Annotated in this window: 20 protein-coding genes; 6 read left to right on the top strand and 14 right to left on the bottom strand. The window is 40.5% G+C overall.

What is annotated here, in order from left to right; genetic code table 11:
- Positions 1–27 precede the first annotated feature (27 nt).
- The gene (locus tag KAN5_RS10435) at positions 28–726 is read left to right on the top strand and encodes a methyltransferase (RefSeq protein ID WP_016709890.1); all 699 of its coding nucleotides are present in this window, start codon (positions 28–30) and stop codon (positions 724–726) included.
- Between the two features lie 30 nt (positions 727–756).
- Here KAN5_RS10435 and KAN5_RS10430 read toward each other — a convergent pair whose 3' ends face one another.
- Positions 757–1,410 (bottom strand): hypothetical protein, encoded by a 654-nt coding sequence (locus KAN5_RS10430; protein WP_016709889.1) that lies wholly within the window; start codon positions 1,408–1,410, stop codon positions 757–759.
- Positions 1,411–1,593: 183 nt separating this feature from the next.
- Positions 1,594–2,205, bottom strand: coding sequence for an SDR family oxidoreductase (locus KAN5_RS10425; protein WP_016709888.1), 612 nt, complete (start codon positions 2,203–2,205; stop codon positions 1,594–1,596).
- Positions 2,206–2,400: 195 nt separating this feature from the next.
- On the opposite strand from KAN5_RS10425, the gene KAN5_RS10420 reads away from it, so the two are divergent.
- Entirely contained in the window at positions 2,401–2,874 is a 474-nt protein-coding gene (locus KAN5_RS10420; protein ID WP_016709887.1) for a VOC family protein, read from the top strand.
- Between the two features lie 40 nt (positions 2,875–2,914).
- On the opposite strand, the gene KAN5_RS10415 is transcribed toward KAN5_RS10420, so the two are convergent.
- The 4 genes from KAN5_RS10415 to KAN5_RS10400 all read right to left on the bottom strand — a co-directional run bounded on the left by KAN5_RS10415 (position 2,915) and on the right by KAN5_RS10400 (position 4,972).
- Entirely contained in the window at positions 2,915–3,295 is a 381-nt protein-coding gene (locus KAN5_RS10415; RefSeq protein ID WP_016709886.1) for a hypothetical protein, read from the bottom strand.
- A complete protein-coding gene (locus KAN5_RS10410) occupies positions 3,292–3,612 on the bottom strand; it encodes a hypothetical protein (protein ID WP_050901602.1) in 321 nt (106 codons plus the stop codon). Before KAN5_RS10410 ends, KAN5_RS10415 begins: the two co-directional genes overlap by 4 nt.
- Before the next feature lie 135 nt (positions 3,613–3,747).
- Positions 3,748–4,638 (bottom strand): dienelactone hydrolase family protein, encoded by an 891-nt coding sequence (locus KAN5_RS10405; protein WP_016709884.1) that lies wholly within the window; start codon positions 4,636–4,638, stop codon positions 3,748–3,750.
- Between the two features lie 115 nt (positions 4,639–4,753).
- Positions 4,754–4,972 (bottom strand): hypothetical protein, encoded by a 219-nt coding sequence (locus tag KAN5_RS10400; protein WP_016709883.1) that lies wholly within the window; start codon positions 4,970–4,972, stop codon positions 4,754–4,756.
- 211 nt (positions 4,973–5,183) lie between these two features.
- Here KAN5_RS10400 and KAN5_RS10395 point away from each other — a divergent pair, with 211 nt between their 5' ends.
- The 3 genes from KAN5_RS10395 to KAN5_RS10385 all read left to right on the top strand — a co-directional run bounded on the left by KAN5_RS10395 (position 5,184) and on the right by KAN5_RS10385 (position 7,918).
- On the top strand, positions 5,184–6,047 hold the full coding sequence (locus tag KAN5_RS10395; RefSeq protein WP_016709882.1) for a PA4780 family RIO1-like protein kinase: 864 nt from the start codon (positions 5,184–5,186) through the stop codon (positions 6,045–6,047).
- Between the two features lie 200 nt (positions 6,048–6,247).
- Positions 6,248–7,141, top strand: coding sequence for a GGDEF domain-containing protein (locus KAN5_RS10390; RefSeq protein ID WP_016709881.1), 894 nt, complete (start codon positions 6,248–6,250; stop codon positions 7,139–7,141).
- Between the two features lie 192 nt (positions 7,142–7,333).
- Positions 7,334–7,918, top strand: a complete 585-nt coding sequence (locus KAN5_RS10385; protein ID WP_016709880.1) for a VTT domain-containing protein — start codon at positions 7,334–7,336, stop codon at positions 7,916–7,918.
- A 40-nt stretch (positions 7,919–7,958) separates the two neighbouring features.
- On the opposite strand, the gene KAN5_RS10380 is transcribed toward KAN5_RS10385, so the two are convergent.
- From KAN5_RS10380 to KAN5_RS10360, 5 genes are all read right to left on the bottom strand, one after another.
- The gene (locus tag KAN5_RS10380) at positions 7,959–9,920 is read right to left on the bottom strand and encodes a phytase (RefSeq protein ID WP_244389665.1); all 1,962 of its coding nucleotides are present in this window, start codon (positions 9,918–9,920) and stop codon (positions 7,959–7,961) included.
- A 229-nt stretch (positions 9,921–10,149) separates the two neighbouring features.
- Positions 10,150–11,316 (bottom strand): hypothetical protein, encoded by a 1,167-nt coding sequence (locus tag KAN5_RS10375; protein ID WP_244389664.1) that lies wholly within the window; start codon positions 11,314–11,316, stop codon positions 10,150–10,152.
- A gap of 191 nt (positions 11,317–11,507) precedes the next feature.
- Positions 11,508–12,920, bottom strand: a complete 1,413-nt coding sequence (locus KAN5_RS10370; protein WP_244389663.1) for a family 43 glycosylhydrolase — start codon at positions 12,918–12,920, stop codon at positions 11,508–11,510.
- A 230-nt stretch (positions 12,921–13,150) separates the two neighbouring features.
- On the bottom strand, positions 13,151–13,618 hold the full coding sequence (locus tag KAN5_RS10365; protein WP_244389662.1) for a hypothetical protein: 468 nt from the start codon (positions 13,616–13,618) through the stop codon (positions 13,151–13,153).
- On the bottom strand, positions 13,618–14,760 hold the full coding sequence (locus KAN5_RS10360) for a PepSY-associated TM helix domain-containing protein (RefSeq protein ID WP_244389661.1): 1,143 nt from the start codon (positions 14,758–14,760) through the stop codon (positions 13,618–13,620). Before KAN5_RS10360 ends, KAN5_RS10365 begins: the two co-directional genes overlap by 1 nt.
- Before the next feature lie 102 nt (positions 14,761–14,862).
- Here KAN5_RS10360 and KAN5_RS10355 point away from each other — a divergent pair, with 102 nt between their 5' ends.
- Entirely contained in the window at positions 14,863–17,028 is a 2,166-nt protein-coding gene (locus KAN5_RS10355) for a TonB-dependent siderophore receptor (RefSeq protein ID WP_244389660.1), read from the top strand.
- 128 nt (positions 17,029–17,156) lie between these two features.
- On the opposite strand, the gene KAN5_RS10350 is transcribed toward KAN5_RS10355, so the two are convergent.
- Genes KAN5_RS10350 through KAN5_RS10340 form a run of 3 tightly spaced genes read right to left on the bottom strand, consistent with a single transcriptional unit; the run spans position 17,157 to position 19,120 of the window.
- A complete protein-coding gene (locus KAN5_RS10350) occupies positions 17,157–17,993 on the bottom strand; it encodes a mechanosensitive ion channel family protein (protein WP_016709873.1) in 837 nt (278 codons plus the stop codon).
- A gap of 40 nt (positions 17,994–18,033) precedes the next feature.
- Positions 18,034–18,741, bottom strand: a complete 708-nt coding sequence (locus tag KAN5_RS10345; RefSeq protein WP_138554573.1) for an LrgB family protein — start codon at positions 18,739–18,741, stop codon at positions 18,034–18,036.
- Complete coding sequence (locus KAN5_RS10340; protein ID WP_138554574.1) at positions 18,734–19,120, bottom strand: CidA/LrgA family protein; 387 nt, start codon at positions 19,118–19,120, stop codon at positions 18,734–18,736. The genes KAN5_RS10345 and KAN5_RS10340 overlap by 8 nt, the downstream gene beginning before the upstream one ends.
- Positions 19,121–19,134: the final 14 nt, after the last annotated feature.

The following is a 19,134-nucleotide window of genomic DNA, read 5'->3' as shown; positions in this document are numbered from 1 at the left end:
CCAGTTGGTGAATGAAAAGGTGAAAAAATGTCAGGCTTTGTGTTTAAACAATTTAAAGTAGCGCAAACGCGCAGCGCGATGAAGGTCTCGACGGACGGTATTTTACTGGGCGCTTGGGCTGATTTAGTCACTGCACAGCGGTTGCTGGATGTTGGCACGGGAACAGGCTTATTGGCATTGATGTGTAAGCAACGCAAGCCCTGCATGGCCGTTAGTGCTGTTGAAATTGATGAGAATGCGTGTGCTGATGCGCAGCAAAACTTTGCCAATAGTCCATGGCCCGATATTGCACTGGTGCAAAAAGCTATTCAGCAAGTAAACAGCATTACTAAGTTTGATGTAGTGATCAGTAATCCTCCGTATTTTAATGCCAGTTTAAAAGGGGATGATCAAGCGCGTAATACAGCACGTCATACTGATAGTTTGAGTTTTAGTGAGCTTATCAGCGCATTTAAACGACTTAGCCATGAAAAGTCATTTCTAAATGTAATTTTACCATGTCCAGAAGCACAGCAATTTATAACACAAGCACAACTGCAAGATTTGCATTTAGTACGCCATTGTTTGGTGAATACAACAAAAGCAAAAGCGCCAAGTCGCAGCTTAATGTGTTTTGCCTATCAGGCTCGTTTATGTGAGCTGACCCATTTAACGATTCATGGTGAAGCTGGGCAATATAGTGATGAGTATATTGCCCTGTGTAAGGATTTTTATTTAAAAATGTAGGTATGTTTTACATCACTAATGCGAGGTTTATCATTCGTTAATGGTTGCTTTAATGCCGCTTTTATCGATCACGAATGTATAAGAGTTACCATAAGATGTGTGACAAATTGAGAGTGTTTCATCATTAATTTTAATATCATCATTACAGTCGTCAACATGGCGCCATAGGCTTATCTCTCCTTTGGCCATGATGAGTGGTTGTTTGTTCACCATAAGTGTCATTGATTCTGTGGCTAAAAATCTCACTGCAAAAAAGTCAGGTTTATTGTTTGTTTGGTTTTTCATTAAGCTTAAGCGCAAGGCATCTTGCTCTTGCCAAGCAATGAAATGATAATCCTGATCGTTTTTTACCTTAAATTGCTTTTTGTGGTGGCGGCTAGCTTTACTGTGCTCTTGCACATAAAAAGAAATTTTATAGCCCACATTATGTTCGTGGCGGATGGTTGTTGGCTCATCACCACTGGCTAGGGTTTCAATATAGTACTTATTACTGCTTACGTCTCGTTCATCGCCTGCAATTTCGGTATTTGCCATGTGGAAATCAATTTCGCTATTCGTCGCGTTGATTAGCGTGTAATCATTTTTATAAAGTGAAGAACCAAAATTAGCAGTTTCGAGATCTTCAGAATCACACGCACTAATAAAGCTTGATAAGGTTACAATACAGAGCATTCTAGTTAGCATAACTAAGTCCTTTTATGTGTTAGTTACTAATTAGTTTAGAGAGACACGTCTATTTTTGTACCTTAAAAATGTAATGTTTTGTAAGTAAATGTAGCTTCAATTGCAGGTATGCGAAAAACGCAGAAGTTTAATTTGGGCTTAGATCGGAGCATGTATACACGCCCCGATCTACACTGCTTGGAGTTAGTTCATATCAAATAATTCAAAAATTTGATTCTCACTCGGGGCATTTTTAGCTACTTGTAATAATGCATTGGCAACATTTCCTCGGCTAATTTTGGCCTCTTTACGGTCACTGGGTCGTTGTGTGGTAATTTTTAATGAGGCACTGTCGTTAGTAAGTGTACCAGGGCGTACAATCGTATAATTTAAGCCACTATTGATTAAGTGTTCGTCAGCCATATGCTTTGCAACTAAGTAAGGCTTTATGTCACTTTCAATCGCATCTGGGTCATTTGCACCGATTGAGCTGACCATAATAAAGTGTTTAATAGTATGTTGCTTTGCATAGTCAACGGCTTTGACTGCGGCCCATAAATCAATTAATAAGGTTTTATCTGCACCGGTGTTACCGCCCGAGCCAGCTACAAAAATAACCTTATCACAATCTGTAAATGCTTGATTAAAGTCCCCTTCAAGATCTTGCTCAAGCACTGTTAAGTAAGGGCTGTTTAACTCGCTTAGTTTGTTTTTATCACGTACCAGTGCGACCACATGCTGCTGATCATTAAGTAGTAATTGCGTTGTTAATTTACCAATTTGACCACTCGCGCCTATGATTAATGTCTTACTCATACATAACTCCTTATCAACTAGTTAAATTGCTTACAGTACACATAGACCTTGGGGGGAAATTTTATTTTTAAAGGGGCAATCGTTATTGCGATTGTTTTGATCAGTAATTGAATGTCTCGATTATTACTTTATAAAGCTGACTTTCAGCTAAGATCGACTATCTTTATGAGCAAGAACACACATTTGGAGAATAAAATGACGGTTTCAGCTATTCCAAAGGGGTATCATGCAATAACTCCTTATTTGATAATTAACGGTGCAGCGAAAGCAATAGAGTATTATGTGCAGGTATTCAATGCTCAGCTTATTATGCAAATGCCTTTACCTGATGGCGGTATTGCCCATGCGGAGATTAAAATAGGTGACTCGCATATTATGCTTTCAGATATGTGCCCAGAGGTACATTTTAAAAGCCCTGATGAATTAGGGGGGACACCGGTTAGTTTAATGTTGTACGTTGAGGATGTAGATAGCGTGTTTGCTAACGCGATTGCAGGAGGCGCTACAGAAATTCGCCCTGTACACGATCAGTTTTACGGAGATAGAGCAGGTACATTACAAGATCCATTTGGCCATGTTTGGACTATTGGCACCCATAAAGAAGATCTTAGCGAAGACGAAATAAGCCAACGTATGGCTGATTTAATTAGCAAAGAAGAAGACGCGTAAAGGTTAATCCCCGTTAAATCACCTTAGTTTATCAATACGATTAGTGGTGCTTTTTACTGCGTGGCGCGCCAAGTATAATTGCCACTTGGCAAATACATACAGATAAAAATGCACTGACGCCTAAAGCGCCACCAAAGTTATTAAAATACGGAATTAAGTTTTCAAATAGCATTGCAAACATAATACTGGATGAAAATAGGGTATAGATACCAAAGCGTTTTGGCGCACTCATGCCAATAAAAGAGCCACCAAAAAAGAGGGTGCTGTATAGCTCTGCGTTAAAATCAGTCGGCAGGAGTATAAGGTAAGTAAGGATAGACAAAATGGCAGAGGCTCTAATAGCACCCAGACGATGATGTCTCGCCAAATAAAAAGTCGAGAATGCGCCTAGTAATGCCAATAAAATCGATGCTAAATTCATAGTACAATCCCTTTCGCAAGGACAAATAAAGCAACACTGATAAAGGCAATACTGCCTAGTTTCCCACCAAAGCCAGTAAACATTTTCCTAGTCAGTACATATAACGTAGCGCCAATGAAAGAAATAATGGCAAGTTCCCAGTAACTACTGATCAAACCTTGAGAGCACATACCGGCAAAACTTCCTGCATAAATAGCTGCGTAAGGGTGAGATTCATACTGCTTGGGAAAAGGAATAAAGCTACCAACGAGGCCAGTTAAACAAGATGCAATAACAGCAGGAATAGCAAACTGAGTATGAAGAATAAAACAACTCATACAACCGAAAAAAAATGTCAGGTATTTTAACAGGAAAAATTTGCTCATGAGGGCGGTGATTTCTTAAATGAGTTTAGTGAGAAAGTGGCAGTGCTTAGCTTGTTATTAGCTATGTTACTAAACACTGCACTGAAGTTATACGAGTTTTTCGTTAAAAAATGCCAGTGTTCGTTGCCAAGCAAGTTCAGCGTTTTCTTTATCGTAACGACCCGTTGAATCGTTATGAAAACCATGGTTAGTTTTGGGATACATGTGCATTTGGTAATCTACACCGAGGCTTTTTAAGTCACGCTCATAATCAGGCCATGTTGCATTTACCCGCTCATCGAGCTCTGCAAGTTGAATTACCAACGGAGCTTTTATATTTTTGCGCAGTGCTTCGCTGGCAGGAGTGCCGTAAAAAGGTACACCGGCATTTAATAAGGTTGATTCCACAGCCGCTAAATAATTGACAATATAGCCACCAAAACAAAAGCCTACAGCGCCGAGTTTACCATTACTGTTTGGGTGTGATTTTAAATAGTTAGCGGCCGCGACAAAATCATTTTGAATTTTTTCTTTGTCCATAGAGCGTTGCATTGCTCGCCCTTCATCATCATTGCCAGGGTAACCCCCAAGTGGGTATAGTGCATCGGGTGCAAAAGCAATAAAGCCCGCTTTAGCTAAACGGCGGGCAACATCTTTAATGTATGGATTTAAGCCACGGTTCTCGTGGATCACTAGTACCACGGGACGTTTACCTGTAAGGCCCGTAGGTATGACCAAGTAACCTTGGCCTTTACTGTGGCCATCGGGTGAATCAAAGGTTTGGTAAGTGGCTTTGATTGCTTCGTCATTAAATGAGACTTGTTCGGCGAGGGCGTAATTAGGTAATAGTGCTGAAGTGAGTACGGTCATGGAGTAACCAAGTGCGACTAAGCCACCTAGTTTTTTCATAAAGGTACGTCGGTTCATTTTGCCATGGGCGTATTCGTCGTACCAATCAAACGCTTCTTGAGGAATATGATCTGAATGTGGGTTATTCATTGCAGTACCTTATGTTATTGATGATTTAGTTTTTTAATAACATAGCTGAGAGCGCTGACAATGTATATTGCTGTCTGCACAACAAACAAAATTAATCGCAGTGACTGAACAAAAGTTAGCTGACTTCTTCGCCGCCATGTTTTGCGGCTAAGTCATCAAGTTCAGCACACGTGTAGTCAAACCCTTCACCATCAAATTGATAACTTACTTTTACATCAAAGCCACCATTAAGCAGTTTTGTTTTCACCCGAGCGATAGGCCAGTGTTTTAATTCGTTTAAAAAACGATTTGCTATTTGAGCTGATTGGAAGTGGTAGCGTATTTCTGAATTCATATAAAGTAAGTATAATTTAGGCTGTTAACCTCGCAGTTTGTGGATTTAGCTGATTTAGTCAAGTTTTTTGTTATTTAACCAGTTTGATAAATTCGATAGTGTGTTTATTAGCATTGGTTTTCATGTGCTTTTGCTTTAACGTAAGGGCCTGTCAAATAAAATAGTGTGCGAGAAGATTAAAAGGTATGCCTAAGTTCGGTATAAACGTGTTATGAAAACGCCAAAACAGATCCTACCGTTAATCGAAGACGGTATCGTTGATGAAGTCATCAGCCAGTTAATGAGTGGTAAAGAAGCGTCGGTTTATGTTGTCCGTTGCGGCAATGACATTCGCTGTGCAAAAGTCTATAAAGATGTGCAGCATCGCAGCTTCAAACAAGCCGTAAAATACCAAGAGGGGCGTAAAGTACGTAATAGCCGTCGTGGTCGGGCGATGGAGAAAGGCTCGAAGTTTGGGCGTAAAGAACAAGAGAACGTCTGGCAAAATGCAGAGGTAGATGCGCTGTTCACGCTGGCTCGGGTTGGTGTAAAAGTACCGCAGCCTTATGGTTGTTATGATGGTGTACTGATCATGGACTTAGTGACCGATAATGAAGGTGATGTTGCACCGCGTTTAAACGATGTCAGTTTAACTGCAGAGCAGGCCATCGAAGATCACGCCACTATGATTCATTACATTCGCTTGATGCTCTGTGCTGGGATTGTGCATGGTGATTTGTCTGAATTTAATGTGTTAGTCGACAGTTATGGTCCAGTTGTGATTGATTTACCGCAAGCGGTTAATGCGGCGGCGAATAATAATGCCCACGAGATGTTTTTACGTGACGTACGTAATATGCGTTTGTATTACGGACAGTACGCACCAGAAATACTCGATACCCGTTTTGGTGAAGAAATGTGGGCTTTGTACCAAGCGGGTGAATTAACTCCTGAAACCGTGCTTTATGGTGATATCGCAGATGATCATACTGCCGCTAATGTAGACTCAGTACTTGATGAAATCAGAGCGGCATTTGAGCAAATGCAAGAGAACCAAGCGCGAATAAAGGCTGCACAAGCACCTGACGAAGATTAGCCTTACCCTGATTGAGTAAGGCAAAACATGGCTGCACAGTAAGTTGCTCTAAACGACAGTTAGGAACACAGGTGTCAAAATTTTTCTATCGTGGTGACTAAGTTATTAAATACACGCGTGATGCATTAGCTGCAGTATAGGTTCATGTGTTTGTGCTAAGGTTAGTTATTAAGTGATAATTTAAGCAGTGATAATCGCGTATGGCATACTGTGAAAATGAATTTAATCAGCAGCTTGAGAGAAAGTGGCTACACCGAGCGTTTGCGTCGATGTTTATATTGTCACTGGTATTGATTGTTGTTTTATATTGTATTTTTTTACCTGATCTTGATGAGCATATATTTTTAAACGGTGTACTTACTGACGCTATTAACTTTTTAATTGTGGTGGCTATTTTTGTGATCGTACAAAAAGCCAATTTGTCGACGACTGCTTATGTTCACTTGAGTCTCGGTTTGACGCTTTGGACAGCAGGATTAACTTTTGATCTTCTTGATGAAATTTTAACTCAGCCATTATTTATTGGTATTTATGTTGAAGATATTTTACGTACTGCGGGCATGTTGCTTACCTGTTATGGTTTAAAGCTAACAATGGCGGATTTAAAGCGCACTCAGCAACGCTTATCAAAAGAGTTGACCACAGACTATCTAACTAAAATAGCTAATCGACGCTTTTTTTATCAACATATGCAGCAGGTGCAAACTCAGCGATTTACCCTGATAATTATTGATATCGATTTTTTTAAATCGATTAACGATGAATTTGGTCATGATGTGGGCGATAAGGTTCTGACTGAACTGGCGGCATTATATAGCAAGGCATTTAGTCAAGAATGTGTGTTTGCTCGCTTAGGAGGTGAGGAGTTTGCTGTATTTGTGCCCGGCGATGATCAGCAATTTGCCATCGAGCTTAGCCAGCAGTTACTCGCAATTGCACGAACTATAGAGTTGAATAAGCAACGTAAGGTTACAGTGAGTATTGGGGTGTCGTTTAAGACTGCCAACGAATCGCTTACTGAGGTCGTTAAGCGTGCTGATCAGGCGTTATATAAAGCTAAAAACAGTGGGCGAGACCAATATAACCTTGCTTAATATCTAAGCTATTGATTACAGTAAAATTTACAATTTTGACTGGGATTTTTACGGCCTCATTCAGACAAGCCGGCCAATTAATTAACTTTTTTAAGAAAAATCATTATTAAACAATGCCTTTATTTCACTGAAGCGGTTGGTATTGAGCTTGCAGTGTATTGATATTATGAATTTATTTTCTAAAGGATTACCATGACTGTTGTTAAGCGTTTAAAGCAGAAAACGCGACAATTGATTGATTCAAAACATATGCTTACCAGCATAACAGCGGCTTCATTTTTAGAATCAACAATCGTTCCTATCCCACTTGAAGCGGTGTTAGTGCCTTTAATGCAAGCTCGCCGTGAAAAGCTGTGGTTAATCGCCTTAATGGCGACAGTCGGCTGTATCATTGGTGCGCTATTTGGTTATGCACTGGGTTATTATTTATTTGATGCGGTTGGAGATTGGGTAATTAATACTTTTTCAAATCCTGAACAGTTTGAACAAGTAAAACAGCAAATGCAGGCACAAGGCTTTTGGTTTGTGATCACGTTAGGGATCGTGCCCATCCCCTTTCAAATTGCCATGCTTGCTGCAGGTGCGACTAAATATTCACTTGTGATGTTTTTAATTGCCACGACTATCGCGCGTTCAATCCGCTACTTTGGGTTGGCGTTGGTGGTTTACTTTGCGGGTAATCAAGCAGAGCGGGTTATTAAAAAACATAAAACCAAAGCGGTGATTGGCTTAACGCTATTAGTGTTACTTATTTGGTGGATAACAACCTTGCTATAGCCGCCTAAAAGCGGCAATAACAAGGCTTGAGTGGCGACTTTTATTTCAGGTTTTGTATCTGGCGCCAATCAACCAGTTTAAAATTCTGCGGTTGTTGAGGCATACGGTTATAGCCATCTTGCACAATTAACACGCCTTGTGGGTAACCTGGCAGAGGCTTAGCGGTTACTGTTAAGCCATCCGTTTCTGACACGCCATCAATGCCGTGAGCTAAATTGGCAATAATATTAAATTTGCTGGTAAATTCTAGTGTCGGGTGATGTTCACCCTTGTTTATCCTATATACCACATAGCTATTATCACCTTGGCTTGATACCACGAGTAAACGCTCATTAGTACCTTGATAAATTTCCATCCCTTCGACATCATCAATCAACATTTCATTAATTGATTGCAGTAAAATGGGTTGCTGTTTTGTATCGGGCTCTGCACTGATAAACCAAATTCCAGCGTCTTCTTCACCGGCAAAAAGTTCGCCATTCTTATCGTCACTACTGCAGCCCTCGGGCTGACTTGGTAGATTAAATTCACGCACCAGTTCACCGGCCACTTTTTGTTGTTGGTTGGTAATTTTATATTGCTGGTATAGCCCTGATTTATCATTAACAAATACGTAATTCCCAGAGTGAGAAGAGTACATACATAAACCATAAATTTCAGTTAAATTTGTTGCTACGCTGCCTAGCAGTTGCACGTTATTTTGTAGATCGACGGTGAATAAACTAATGCTATTTTCACTGCGGTTACTTGCTGCTATTAAGGTATTAGTAGGGTTATTGATGCGACGATTTTGGCGAACATCAACATTGTTAACTCTACCCACTTCCAACGCTTGCGTTTGCTCACCCGCTAAGTTGTATACCATAAGGCCGCGGCGTTTATCGGTCCCTAAGATCAGGCTTTTGCTGGTATCAGTTGGGTGCACCCAAATGGCGGGGTCGTCAGCGGCATCGCCAAAGGCCGCAACTGGCGCAGTTTGTAGGTTTGCATATACATGTGCTGTTTTAGTCACGTTGCTCGGTGATGACGAAGTGCTACTAAGTGGCTCTAGTACTAGTTGGCTGCTGAGGTACGCGCCAGTCTCGTCATCGTACATAATAGCTTGCGTACCGGCTACGTCATTTGTCACGGCCACTGAACCAATACTGTGATCGCCAGCTAGCTGCCATTTTTGTTGCAAGTTATGCTCGGTATTGTATCGGTATAAGCTATTGTCGTTGCTGGTGGTAAACCATAAGCTGCCATCAGCACTGGTGGTTAATCCACCAATACCACTGGCAAGCTCTCCAAATGGCGTAACCATGGCTACAGGGTGCTTAGCTGCCGTTGACTCTGCATTGGCATTCATTTGCCAAATCCCCAGTTCTTCTTCACTAATAAATAGTTGTTGATTTTTATCATTAACTGTACAGCCAGCAGCTTCATTGACCGCTGCAAACTCACGTACTGCAATGTTTGGAGCTTTGCCTGTGACAAAATTGTACACTAAGGTTTCTGTCATTAAACCTCGTACATCGGCAACAAATGCTGAAATACTGCCAGTATTGAGGTTGTTAAATAGGCATACTGCTTCAGGTTTTGCCTGCGGGGTGATAATGGCAGAGTGTGTTGTAAGTTGCCAATTACCATTAGTATTTGTTAGTTTGAACATTGCAACGTGATCATGCTCGTTATCTATACTGGCCACTAAAAACGTGTTCTCAGCAATAGTGCGTACTGATAATGTTTCAAAATTACCTGACTTAATAATGTCACTGTGTTGGCCATTTTTTGAAACGATAATTAGGCCCTGACTCTCACTCGCAAGTAACCATGAGTCGTCAACAAGCCAAGCGGCTTGCGAGCCTTGAATATTATTTTGTTGCCAAAATGGCGTGCTATTTAGCTTGAGCGCAGTGTGCTCTGACGCAGAGGGTTGCACATTTTGGTTGCTGCAAGCGCCTAATGTTGCTGTGAATGTAATTATGCTCAGTGCATAAGCCAGTGGTTTAAGTGTTGGCACAAGTAAGTCCTAAGTTAGCCAGATATGCGGTGCAAGCTAAATAACTTTTATGACAAAGCCGTGACAAAATTAAGACTTTTACCACAAAGGTTAAATTGATTATTTTTATCTAGGTATCACTTTAAATAATATAACTCATTGTTTTAATTTTATTTATATTTAGCGTTTTGAGTTGTTATTGACTCTTTTATCTATAAAATACAGGGTGAGCTGATTTGACCCTAAGCCATTATTTGTCTGTGATAGTGGTGGTTATTTGTGATTTTAGTTGTGCTAAAGCCTGTAATACAGAGCGTTGCCAAATAGCTTTAAACGCCTTACAAAATAAGTATAAAAATAGTAAAGGCATTAAAAATAATTTGATGATCAGCAGCGACACAAGGTTTAAAAATTCAATAAATAATCCTTCCAACGAATCGGCCATTTCAGCAATACCAGTGCTAACAGTATCAACAACTTTGCTAATTAAATTCCCCGAGTTACCCGTTAGTTGATCATTATAATCATGTAACAATTGCAGCTGTTGATTTTTTTGTAGATGTAATGCCGCTAATTGGTTGTTGAGCGACGCTTGCTGTTGCCTTAGATCGCGCTGTTTTTTTAATAATGGTTTGGCTTGTGGCAGCTCTGTTAAGGTGAGTTTTTCGGTTAAACTACGGGTTGTTTGAATAGCCTCAATTTGTTTATCTAATTCATCAAGTTGTTGTTTATTGTCGGTAATAATTGCCTTTAATTGCTGTTGTTGAACAGCAATGAGTTCCAGTTCATCGAGGCTACTTTGCTTTTGGCTATTAATTTTTGCGCTTAACTGCGCTGATAACGCTGAGGTTGTGTTGGCTTTGGCACTGAGCGTGTCAACGGTGTTTTCAACATATTGATTTTGAAAGTTAATCTCTTCATCTAAAAACGCTTGGCTGGCAAGACCTGTGGTGAGCACCACCAGTGGGATTAAAAACCGCACTAAAACAAGACTGGCGAGTAGTTTGCTTGTGAGCTGTTTAAAATAGCCAAAGTAATCACAGAGTAGATAACCAATAGCACTGGCGGTGAATAGGCTACTGAAAAAGACACCTGAAGAGATGCTAAATAATATTCGTTGGATAAATAATGAACCTAATGACATACGCATTGCATCGGCAATGTATTCGGCTAAATCGTTAACGGGATCAAGTAATTGTGCAGGCGCAATGCTGGCTATGCCGATGCCCACTTCGGCCGATTGCAGTAACGAAATAATCCCGTTTACGCTGCGAGCAGAAGCGTACACGAGTGAGGCTTGGACTAAAGCTTGATCAAGAAAAGCCATTATATAGCTATTAAATTGCTCTAACCAACAAAGCACTATTAGTATAAGTATGGCAATATACTTGATAACATTTCGTTGTTTGCTTTGCATGTATTCCCCATTAACCTAGACCAACTCGCCTACGCTACACTAATTAAGTGCAATTAGGCAATTGTGTACGATGGAAACATTTCAGCAATTAACTGCTTATGAATGATTTTAACAGTGCCCAAACAGGTTTGGCTGTTAACAGCTTTTCATCAAGCGCGTAAATAAGCTTGATGAAAAGCTAACAAGGTTATTTAATATTTTGGCCAACCATTTGAGTCCCAATTAAGCGTACTGATCAGTAACTTTGGCACACCGTTGTCACCGCCGTCATAAGCATGGCGAACCATCACATCAGTATTTAGGATATCTTGCCCACCTGGGCCGACCCATTGATTGTTACCAGCATCTAAAATACTGCCGCCAGCAGAGAGCATGTTGTTGCCATTTTTATCTAAGTAAGGGCCGCGGATATCACTGGCACGGCCATATGCGATACGGTAGGTACTGTCGGTTCCCGCGCAGCATTTACCCACGGAGACAAATAAATAGTAATAACCTTGACGATAAATAATAGTTGGTGCTTCAATCCCACCAGAGCGACTAGCTAATGAATAGAGCTCACCAAATGGTTTCATGGTGATCGGATTAATACGCATTAATTTGATGCCTGAATTCCATGAACCGAAGACTAACCAAGGGGCGCCATCTTTAGCGATGACGAGATCAGGGTCAATGGCATTGTAGTTATTGCTGTTGGTGGTATTAATAACTAAACCATCATCTCGCCAGTTACCGGCTGACACGCTAGTGGCTGACGTTAAACCAATAGCTGAAACCCGTGAACCAAAGGTGGATACGGCATAGTAAAGCCAACTACGGCCATTATAGCTTTTCAGCTCTGGTGCCCAGACATCGATGCCATCATGCTCAGGCACATAGTTAGACCACCAATTTAAACCATTAGGGAAAATCGCTGCTGCATCATTCCAAGTAACTCCATTATCTGACCATTTTCCGGCAATGCCAGGCCCGGTTTGAAATATCCACCAAGTGCCATTTTCGTAACTAATGGTCGGATCATGAGTCACTAAACTACCTGTTAATGGCCAATGATTTGTTGCACCATTGGTGGTTGAAGGATCAAACGGGGCAGACTCTACGTTTGCCAGCTTATTGAGTTGCCAAAGCTGAGCATCACTGCCGTTGTAGGTCCATTGACTAATATTAGCGCCATCGCTACCGTTAAACTCATACAAATCGAGCGCTTTGCCGCTATTGGCATTAATGAAACTCACGTAACCGTTGCCATTGTCATTGATTTGCCAATGTTGTGTAGCCACTGCAGAATATTCATATTGTGCGACATTTGCACCATCAGCTATGGCCCAGTCGTACACTTCCATCGCTTTACCACTGTTTAAGTTGATCACAGAGTAATTATTACCTCCAACATTGGTAATGATCCAACGTTGAGTATTATGTTGATTTGCAGTCCACTGGCTTATATTTGCGCCATCATTGGTTTGTGCGCTACTAACTTCGACAAGTTTGGCGCTGTATTTTGATTCAATAGTGTAAACACCGTTATCAATTGCATCAGCACTATTAGCACAAAAACCAACAGCTATACATGCAGTGGCTATCACTTTATTAGAAAATATCATAGTGTCTCCAAATTATTGTGTGTGGATTAGATTATTAGCGAAGGCAGATAATTAGCCTTTATAAATTGTAATACTTTATTATATTAATATATTTGTAAAGGGTTTGTTTTGTAATGTTCAATAAAAGTTAATGAACTAATGATTTAAGCTGGTTTTTATAAACGAGAGCACACTTTAAGTAGCACACTAAGAAGGGAGAGGCTTAGGGCAAGGTGCCCCAAGCGAATAGTTTACGGTATTAATTGGTTTGGGATCGCCCAGTGTTGAATGAGTTCTTCACCTTGCCAAGTTTGAATGGTGATCCAAAGCTTATCGTCCTTGCTGATACTTGACGGTGCTATAGCATGGGCGTGTTGTCCATGATTGGTGCCGTGCATAATACCTTCATCACCCTTTGCTAACTCAGTTAGCGGCAAAGGATACGGGCCTATATTTAAATAAGCTTGGCGAATATTACTGATTTCACCTTGGTTAAATGCTAAAAAGAAGTCTTTTACATATTCGTTATGATGCGAATATGGTTGTTCCATATTTAATGGCATAGGGGCTATTTTAAACTCACCTACAGTGTGTTCTTGCCATAGCTCAGGAAAAGTAGGGTTTAACGCTTGATAAATATAGATACAAGGCAACACCAAGATCAGTGCATTGAGTAAATACTTGTTACCTTGCCACCAGGTTTGTTGTAAACGTGCCATTAGTTTGTCTCCGCAGTATTATTCAGTGTGACAGAGCTTGGCTTTTTCACTTTAACCAGCTTTTTTGAATACATCATAAAACCAGTAACAGACATGCCCGTTAAAATTACGCCAAAAAGGAACCAAATTACTTTGGTCCAAATACCACCAATTGTGCCGTAATGTAACGGATCTGCGATATGTGACAATGTTTGTAATGTGCTCATGGTTTCAGGACTTTTGCTAGCTGCGATCTCGCCTGTCCAAGGATTCACAGATGTAGAATATGAATAGCCATCATAAAAAACCGTATCGCCAGCCCCCATGATGCTATACATACCGCGGTTGTGTTCAGGAAGCATGATGTAAGTCGGAGTAAATTCGCTAAACTGGTTTTTAGTTATTGTAATAGCACTATTTAAATCAATTGCTTGTGTGTTTTTAGAGCTAGGTAATTGGGCTTCGCTTACTATCGGCGCATGCTCTTCAATATCGATCTCGTTATGCCACATAATGGCTTGAGTTAAGTACCAAAGCCCAGTTAAGCTCATAATGGCCATAAACCAAATAGACCAAACACCTGCCACAGTGTGTAAGTCTTTTAGCAATGTTTTACTACCTTGCCCAAAGCGTATTTTTGGCTGAGTAAAGGCACGCCAGAAGTTTTTATAGATTATTAAGCCAGTTGCCAAGGCACCGAAGATCACTAATGCCATAGCGCTCACTAGGTAGTAGCCTACACTATAGCCCGCTTGCCATGGAAAATATAACCAGCCGTGTAAAGTGCGCATGAATTCAATAAACGATGTTGTTTGATTTATGGCTTGTATTTCACCTGTGTATTGATTTACATAGGCTGTTGCGTATGGCTTATCGGTATCAGTAAAAATAATGGCATTAACTAAATAAGGTTCGTAACTAACAACACTCATCACATCAGCAGTTGGGTATTCACTGGTTAAGCTATTAATCAGCGATTGTTTAGATTTCTCAGGTAAGTTGTCAGGGTTACTAGCGCGCGCGTGTGGGTTTGTTAGCCATGTTAGCTCATGACTGATCACTGAAATAGTGCCAGTTAAACAAATAAAACAGAACAATACCCACACAGGTAACGAGAACCACCCATGTAATTGAAACCAAAACCGCTTGCTAATTTTTGCCATCTTTAAACTCTATTTAAATGATATTTATTATCATTACCATTGTATTTGAGTAATTGTACTATTAAACTATAGGCAATTTCAATTTACGACTAAGAGATAGTAATGCAGTTAAACAGAATAACTACGCGATTAAGTGTATTGTCGCTGACTTTATATACACTTTTTAATGCATCGACAGTTATCGCACGCGATGAAGTAATCACGAAAGAAGATCAAGATTTAGAGGTTATTACGGTCAAAAGCCAGCGGGGTCTAATTTCATATATGAGTGCGTCTGGTGCAAAATCAGATGTGCCAATCATTGAAACTCCACTATCTGTGTCTGTTTTAACGCAAGAACGTATTGAAGATTTAGGTGCACTAACCGTTCAGGATGCAATCGGCTATGTTGCAGGTCTGTATAATGGTCCCTATGGTGTTGATACACGTGGTGATTGGTCTGTCATTCGTGGTGTGTCGCCGGTGCAATATCTTGATGGTTTAAAGTCATTATATGGCTATTACAATAATGTTCGTACAAACCCGTATGCTTTATCACAAATTGAAATTCTCAAAGGCCCAAGTTCGGTGCTTTATGGACAAGGCTCAATTGGTGGAATTGTTAACTTAGTGAGTAAAAAGCCAGAAGCTGAAACGTCAGGGCAGCTTTGGGGGCAAGTGGGTAATTACTCTCGTAAGCAAGTTGCAGGTGATATTACAGGTGCATTAAATGATGATGCGTCACTGCAGGGACGGGTTGTTGGCTTATGGCGTGATAGTGACACGCAAACAGATTATGTCCCGGATAATAGCATGGTGTTTTCTCCATCACTTACTTGGTACGCCGCACAAGATACTAAAATAACCTTGTTAACCAATTGGCAAAAAAATGAGTCTGGTACAAGCACCTCCTTTTTACCTCACTCGGGAACGATTTTGGAAAATGAAAACGGTCAAATACCTTCAAATCGATTTGTTTCTGAACCAGGTTTTGACCGTTATGATACTGAGCAAGCGTCAGTTACCGCTATTTTAGAACAAAATATTAATACCGACTGGCAATTTAAATTAGCAGCGCGTTATACAGACAGTCATGCTGATTATCATACTATTTATGGTTGGCCACCAAAGTACCTTGATGATGGTCGAACAGTTAGCCGAGTAGCTTATATTAGCTCTGCTGATTCACGTGCTATTGCAAGTGACGCACAGTTTCATGGCAATGTGGTAACTGGCAATATAGAGCACTCAATAGTCGTCGGTCTTGACTATCAAAATGCCTATACTGACAACGACTCTGCTTATGGAGTTGGCGGCACTTTAGACTTATTTAGCCCTGAATATGGACAGGTTGATAATTTACCAACCTTAGAAGATGTTGTTGATTATGATTCATCAAAAACTTATCAAACCGGTTTATATATCCAAGATAGTATGAAAATAGCGCAGCAATGGATCATATCAGCAGCATTGCGCCGTGATAAAGCCACCACTAATCCACAAAATGGTGAGCCTGAATCACAGTATGCCACAACAGGTCGTCTTGGATTAATGTACTTATTTGATAGTGGAGTGTCACCATACGCAAGTTACAGTGAATCATTTGAACCTTTATTAGGTTCTGATGCGTTTGGTAATGCATTTGTACCAAAAACAGGTGAGCAAGTCGAGGCTGGTATTAAATATCAACCCGCTGGAACTGAGCATTTATTAACGGCTGCGTTGTATCATATAGTAGAGCAAAACCGTACGACCTCGTTGAATGCAGACCAAGCTACAGACAGTAACGTTATTGATCCTAATGGCCAAGTACAGCAAGGTGAAGTTACCGTAAAAGGGCTTGAACTTGAAGCGCAGTTAGCCTGGCAAAGTGTTGACGTATATGCATCATATGCATACAGCGATGGTTATGTGAGCCAAAGTAATACGCTAGGAGAAAAGGGCGCAACACTTGCTGCTTTACCTGAACAACAAGCTTCAATTTGGACAACATGGCGACCTGAGAATATGCATGGGCTTAAGGTGGGGTTTGGTGCTCGTTATGTAGGAGAAACCTCTGATGGTAGTGCTTATGTCAGTATAGATAATGTGGTACTGAATGATCCGATCAAGACGGATGATTTTACTCTATTTGATGCCATGATAGGGTATGACTTTGAGAAGTATAGCCTGAGTCTACAGGCACAAAATATTACTGATAAAACGGTTATTACTTCGTGTTTGGCGCGCGGCGACTGCTTTTATGGGCAACGTCGTACGGTGTCGGCGAATGTTCGTTATAAGTTTTAAAAAATAGCGTAATTAATAAGGGAGCTATTTGCTCCCTTATTAATTTGAGTTGATTATCGCATCTTGTTTACATTCGTGTAGATAACCTGCCACCGGCACAGAAAATTAAACCCCAAAGATTATCAGGGTCAACTATCACGTTCTTGATTATTAATAGTAATAACACGTTGCGGGAATGGAATTTCAATATCTGCCCCCTGAATTGCGTTATAAACACCGCCATTTATTGCCAGCTTAGTTTCGATAATTTTTGTTGTTGGCACCCAGTATCGATAGCTAATGGTTACACCGCTTTGTGCAAAGCGCTCAATACCCACTTGCGCATTAGGTTCATCAGCAACTAACTCATGTACTTTTAAAACCTTTTCAATAAGCTCGATGGCATGCTCTGCATTGGCATTGTAGGCTATATCAATCTCCCCTTTGACTAATGAATAGTTAAACGAGTTATGCAGTATTTCTCCAACAATATGTTTATTGGGAATGGTTATTTCGACTTTTTCTTCGTTAATTAAAATGGTATAGCCCAGTTCGATAGTCTTGACTTGACCACTGACATTTTTAACTTCAATCGTGTCACCAACAATAAAGGGGCGAGTAGCAATAATGGCTAAGCCAGCGCCATAGTTTGATAGCATACCTTGTAACGCTAAACCTGCACCTAAGGAAGCAGCACCAATAGCGGCAACAAAAGGGGTAACACTTATGCCTATTTTACCTAACGCAATAATGACAAAAATCACGATCAGTAAAACTTTCACAACATTACTGATAAAGTTGGTGAGCGTCACGTCAATGTTATTGCGCGTCATTAAAGCGGCAACCATTTTTGAGATTTTCTGTGCGACCCATAAGCCAAAAACTAATATCAACAATGCACCCACTAACTGCATGCTGTATTTAACGAGGTACTCACTGATCATGGTGTAGTATTTTTCGACTTGCTGAATTTCTGTGCTGATCATCTCTTTGCCATAAATAGTTCGATTAGAATATTACAGATCATCATAGCAGAGCTTGACTTAAAAATGGATAAAGTAGCGGCACAATTAATGCCGTAAGTAATGCACTTAATGCCATAGCAACGGACGCAAAAGCGCTGATTTTTTGAGGCTCAGTTAAGACCGCTGCAGTGCCAATGGCATGGAAAGTGGTGCCAATTGCAACGCCTTGTGCTTGGTGATTGTGAACGCCCACTAACCGCAAGATCATCAAAGCAAATAATGCGCCGAGTATACCTATAAAAATGACCATTGTAGCTGCTAAAGAAGGGATCCCACCGAGTGATTCGGTTACTAATAATGTAATCGGTGTTGTGACTGATAAAGCGGCAACAGATGCCGCCAATTGCGGAGGAGCATCAAATGCGGCACTGAGCAGCGTTGCCATGACGGTGGCATTGATTATCCCTATACTACAACTGATCAAAATGAGTATTAGGTTGTTCCGTATATGTATAAATTGTTGGTATAGAGGTAATGCAAGTGCAACAATTGCCGGCTCCAACAGGCTAGTTAATAATTGACTATCGTTTGCAAGTTGTGAGTAGGGTAGTGAGCAACTGATTAATAATAAAGCAAGTAACATAATCGTCATCAAAACTGGGTTAGTTAGCGCTTTAAGCAAAGGGTTCTTAATGATTGCATTCAGTTTTTTTAACCCTAAAAATAACGTGATAATGACGATGGTACTAAGCCATCCGAGCTCATCCATGCTCAGCGCGTCCTTTAAATAAGCCAATCACAAAAGCGATTAATAATAAGCTAGTTAACGGTACCAAAATAAGTGTTGCGGTTAAGAACTGCCATTGTTGTTTGATGAGTTCAAGGTGCTCGATAAAGCCGACCCCCGCAGGGATAAAAAATAATGGCATAAAGTTTAACAGTGGTTTAGCTGATGGTGCGATATGCTGCTCTTTTACTGTTTTGGTTAAAAGCAGTGTAAGTAAGATCAACATACCTAATAATGGGGCGGGGAAACTGCCTTGCAACCAATTCATTATCAGCTTGGCAACGGCTAAGCAGCCTACAATTAATGTACTGCTGATCAAATAAGGGAGAAGCTTGATGGGCAAAGATGTTTTAACGTCCATTAATTATTGACTCA

The sequence above is a fragment of the Pseudoalteromonas sp. KAN5 genome (genome assembly GCF_022846535.1).
GTDB classification, from domain to species: domain Bacteria; phylum Pseudomonadota; class Gammaproteobacteria; order Enterobacterales; family Alteromonadaceae; genus Pseudoalteromonas; species Pseudoalteromonas haloplanktis.
Note: the sequence above shows the minus strand (reverse complement) of the source record. Positions and strands in the feature narration are given on the sequence as shown.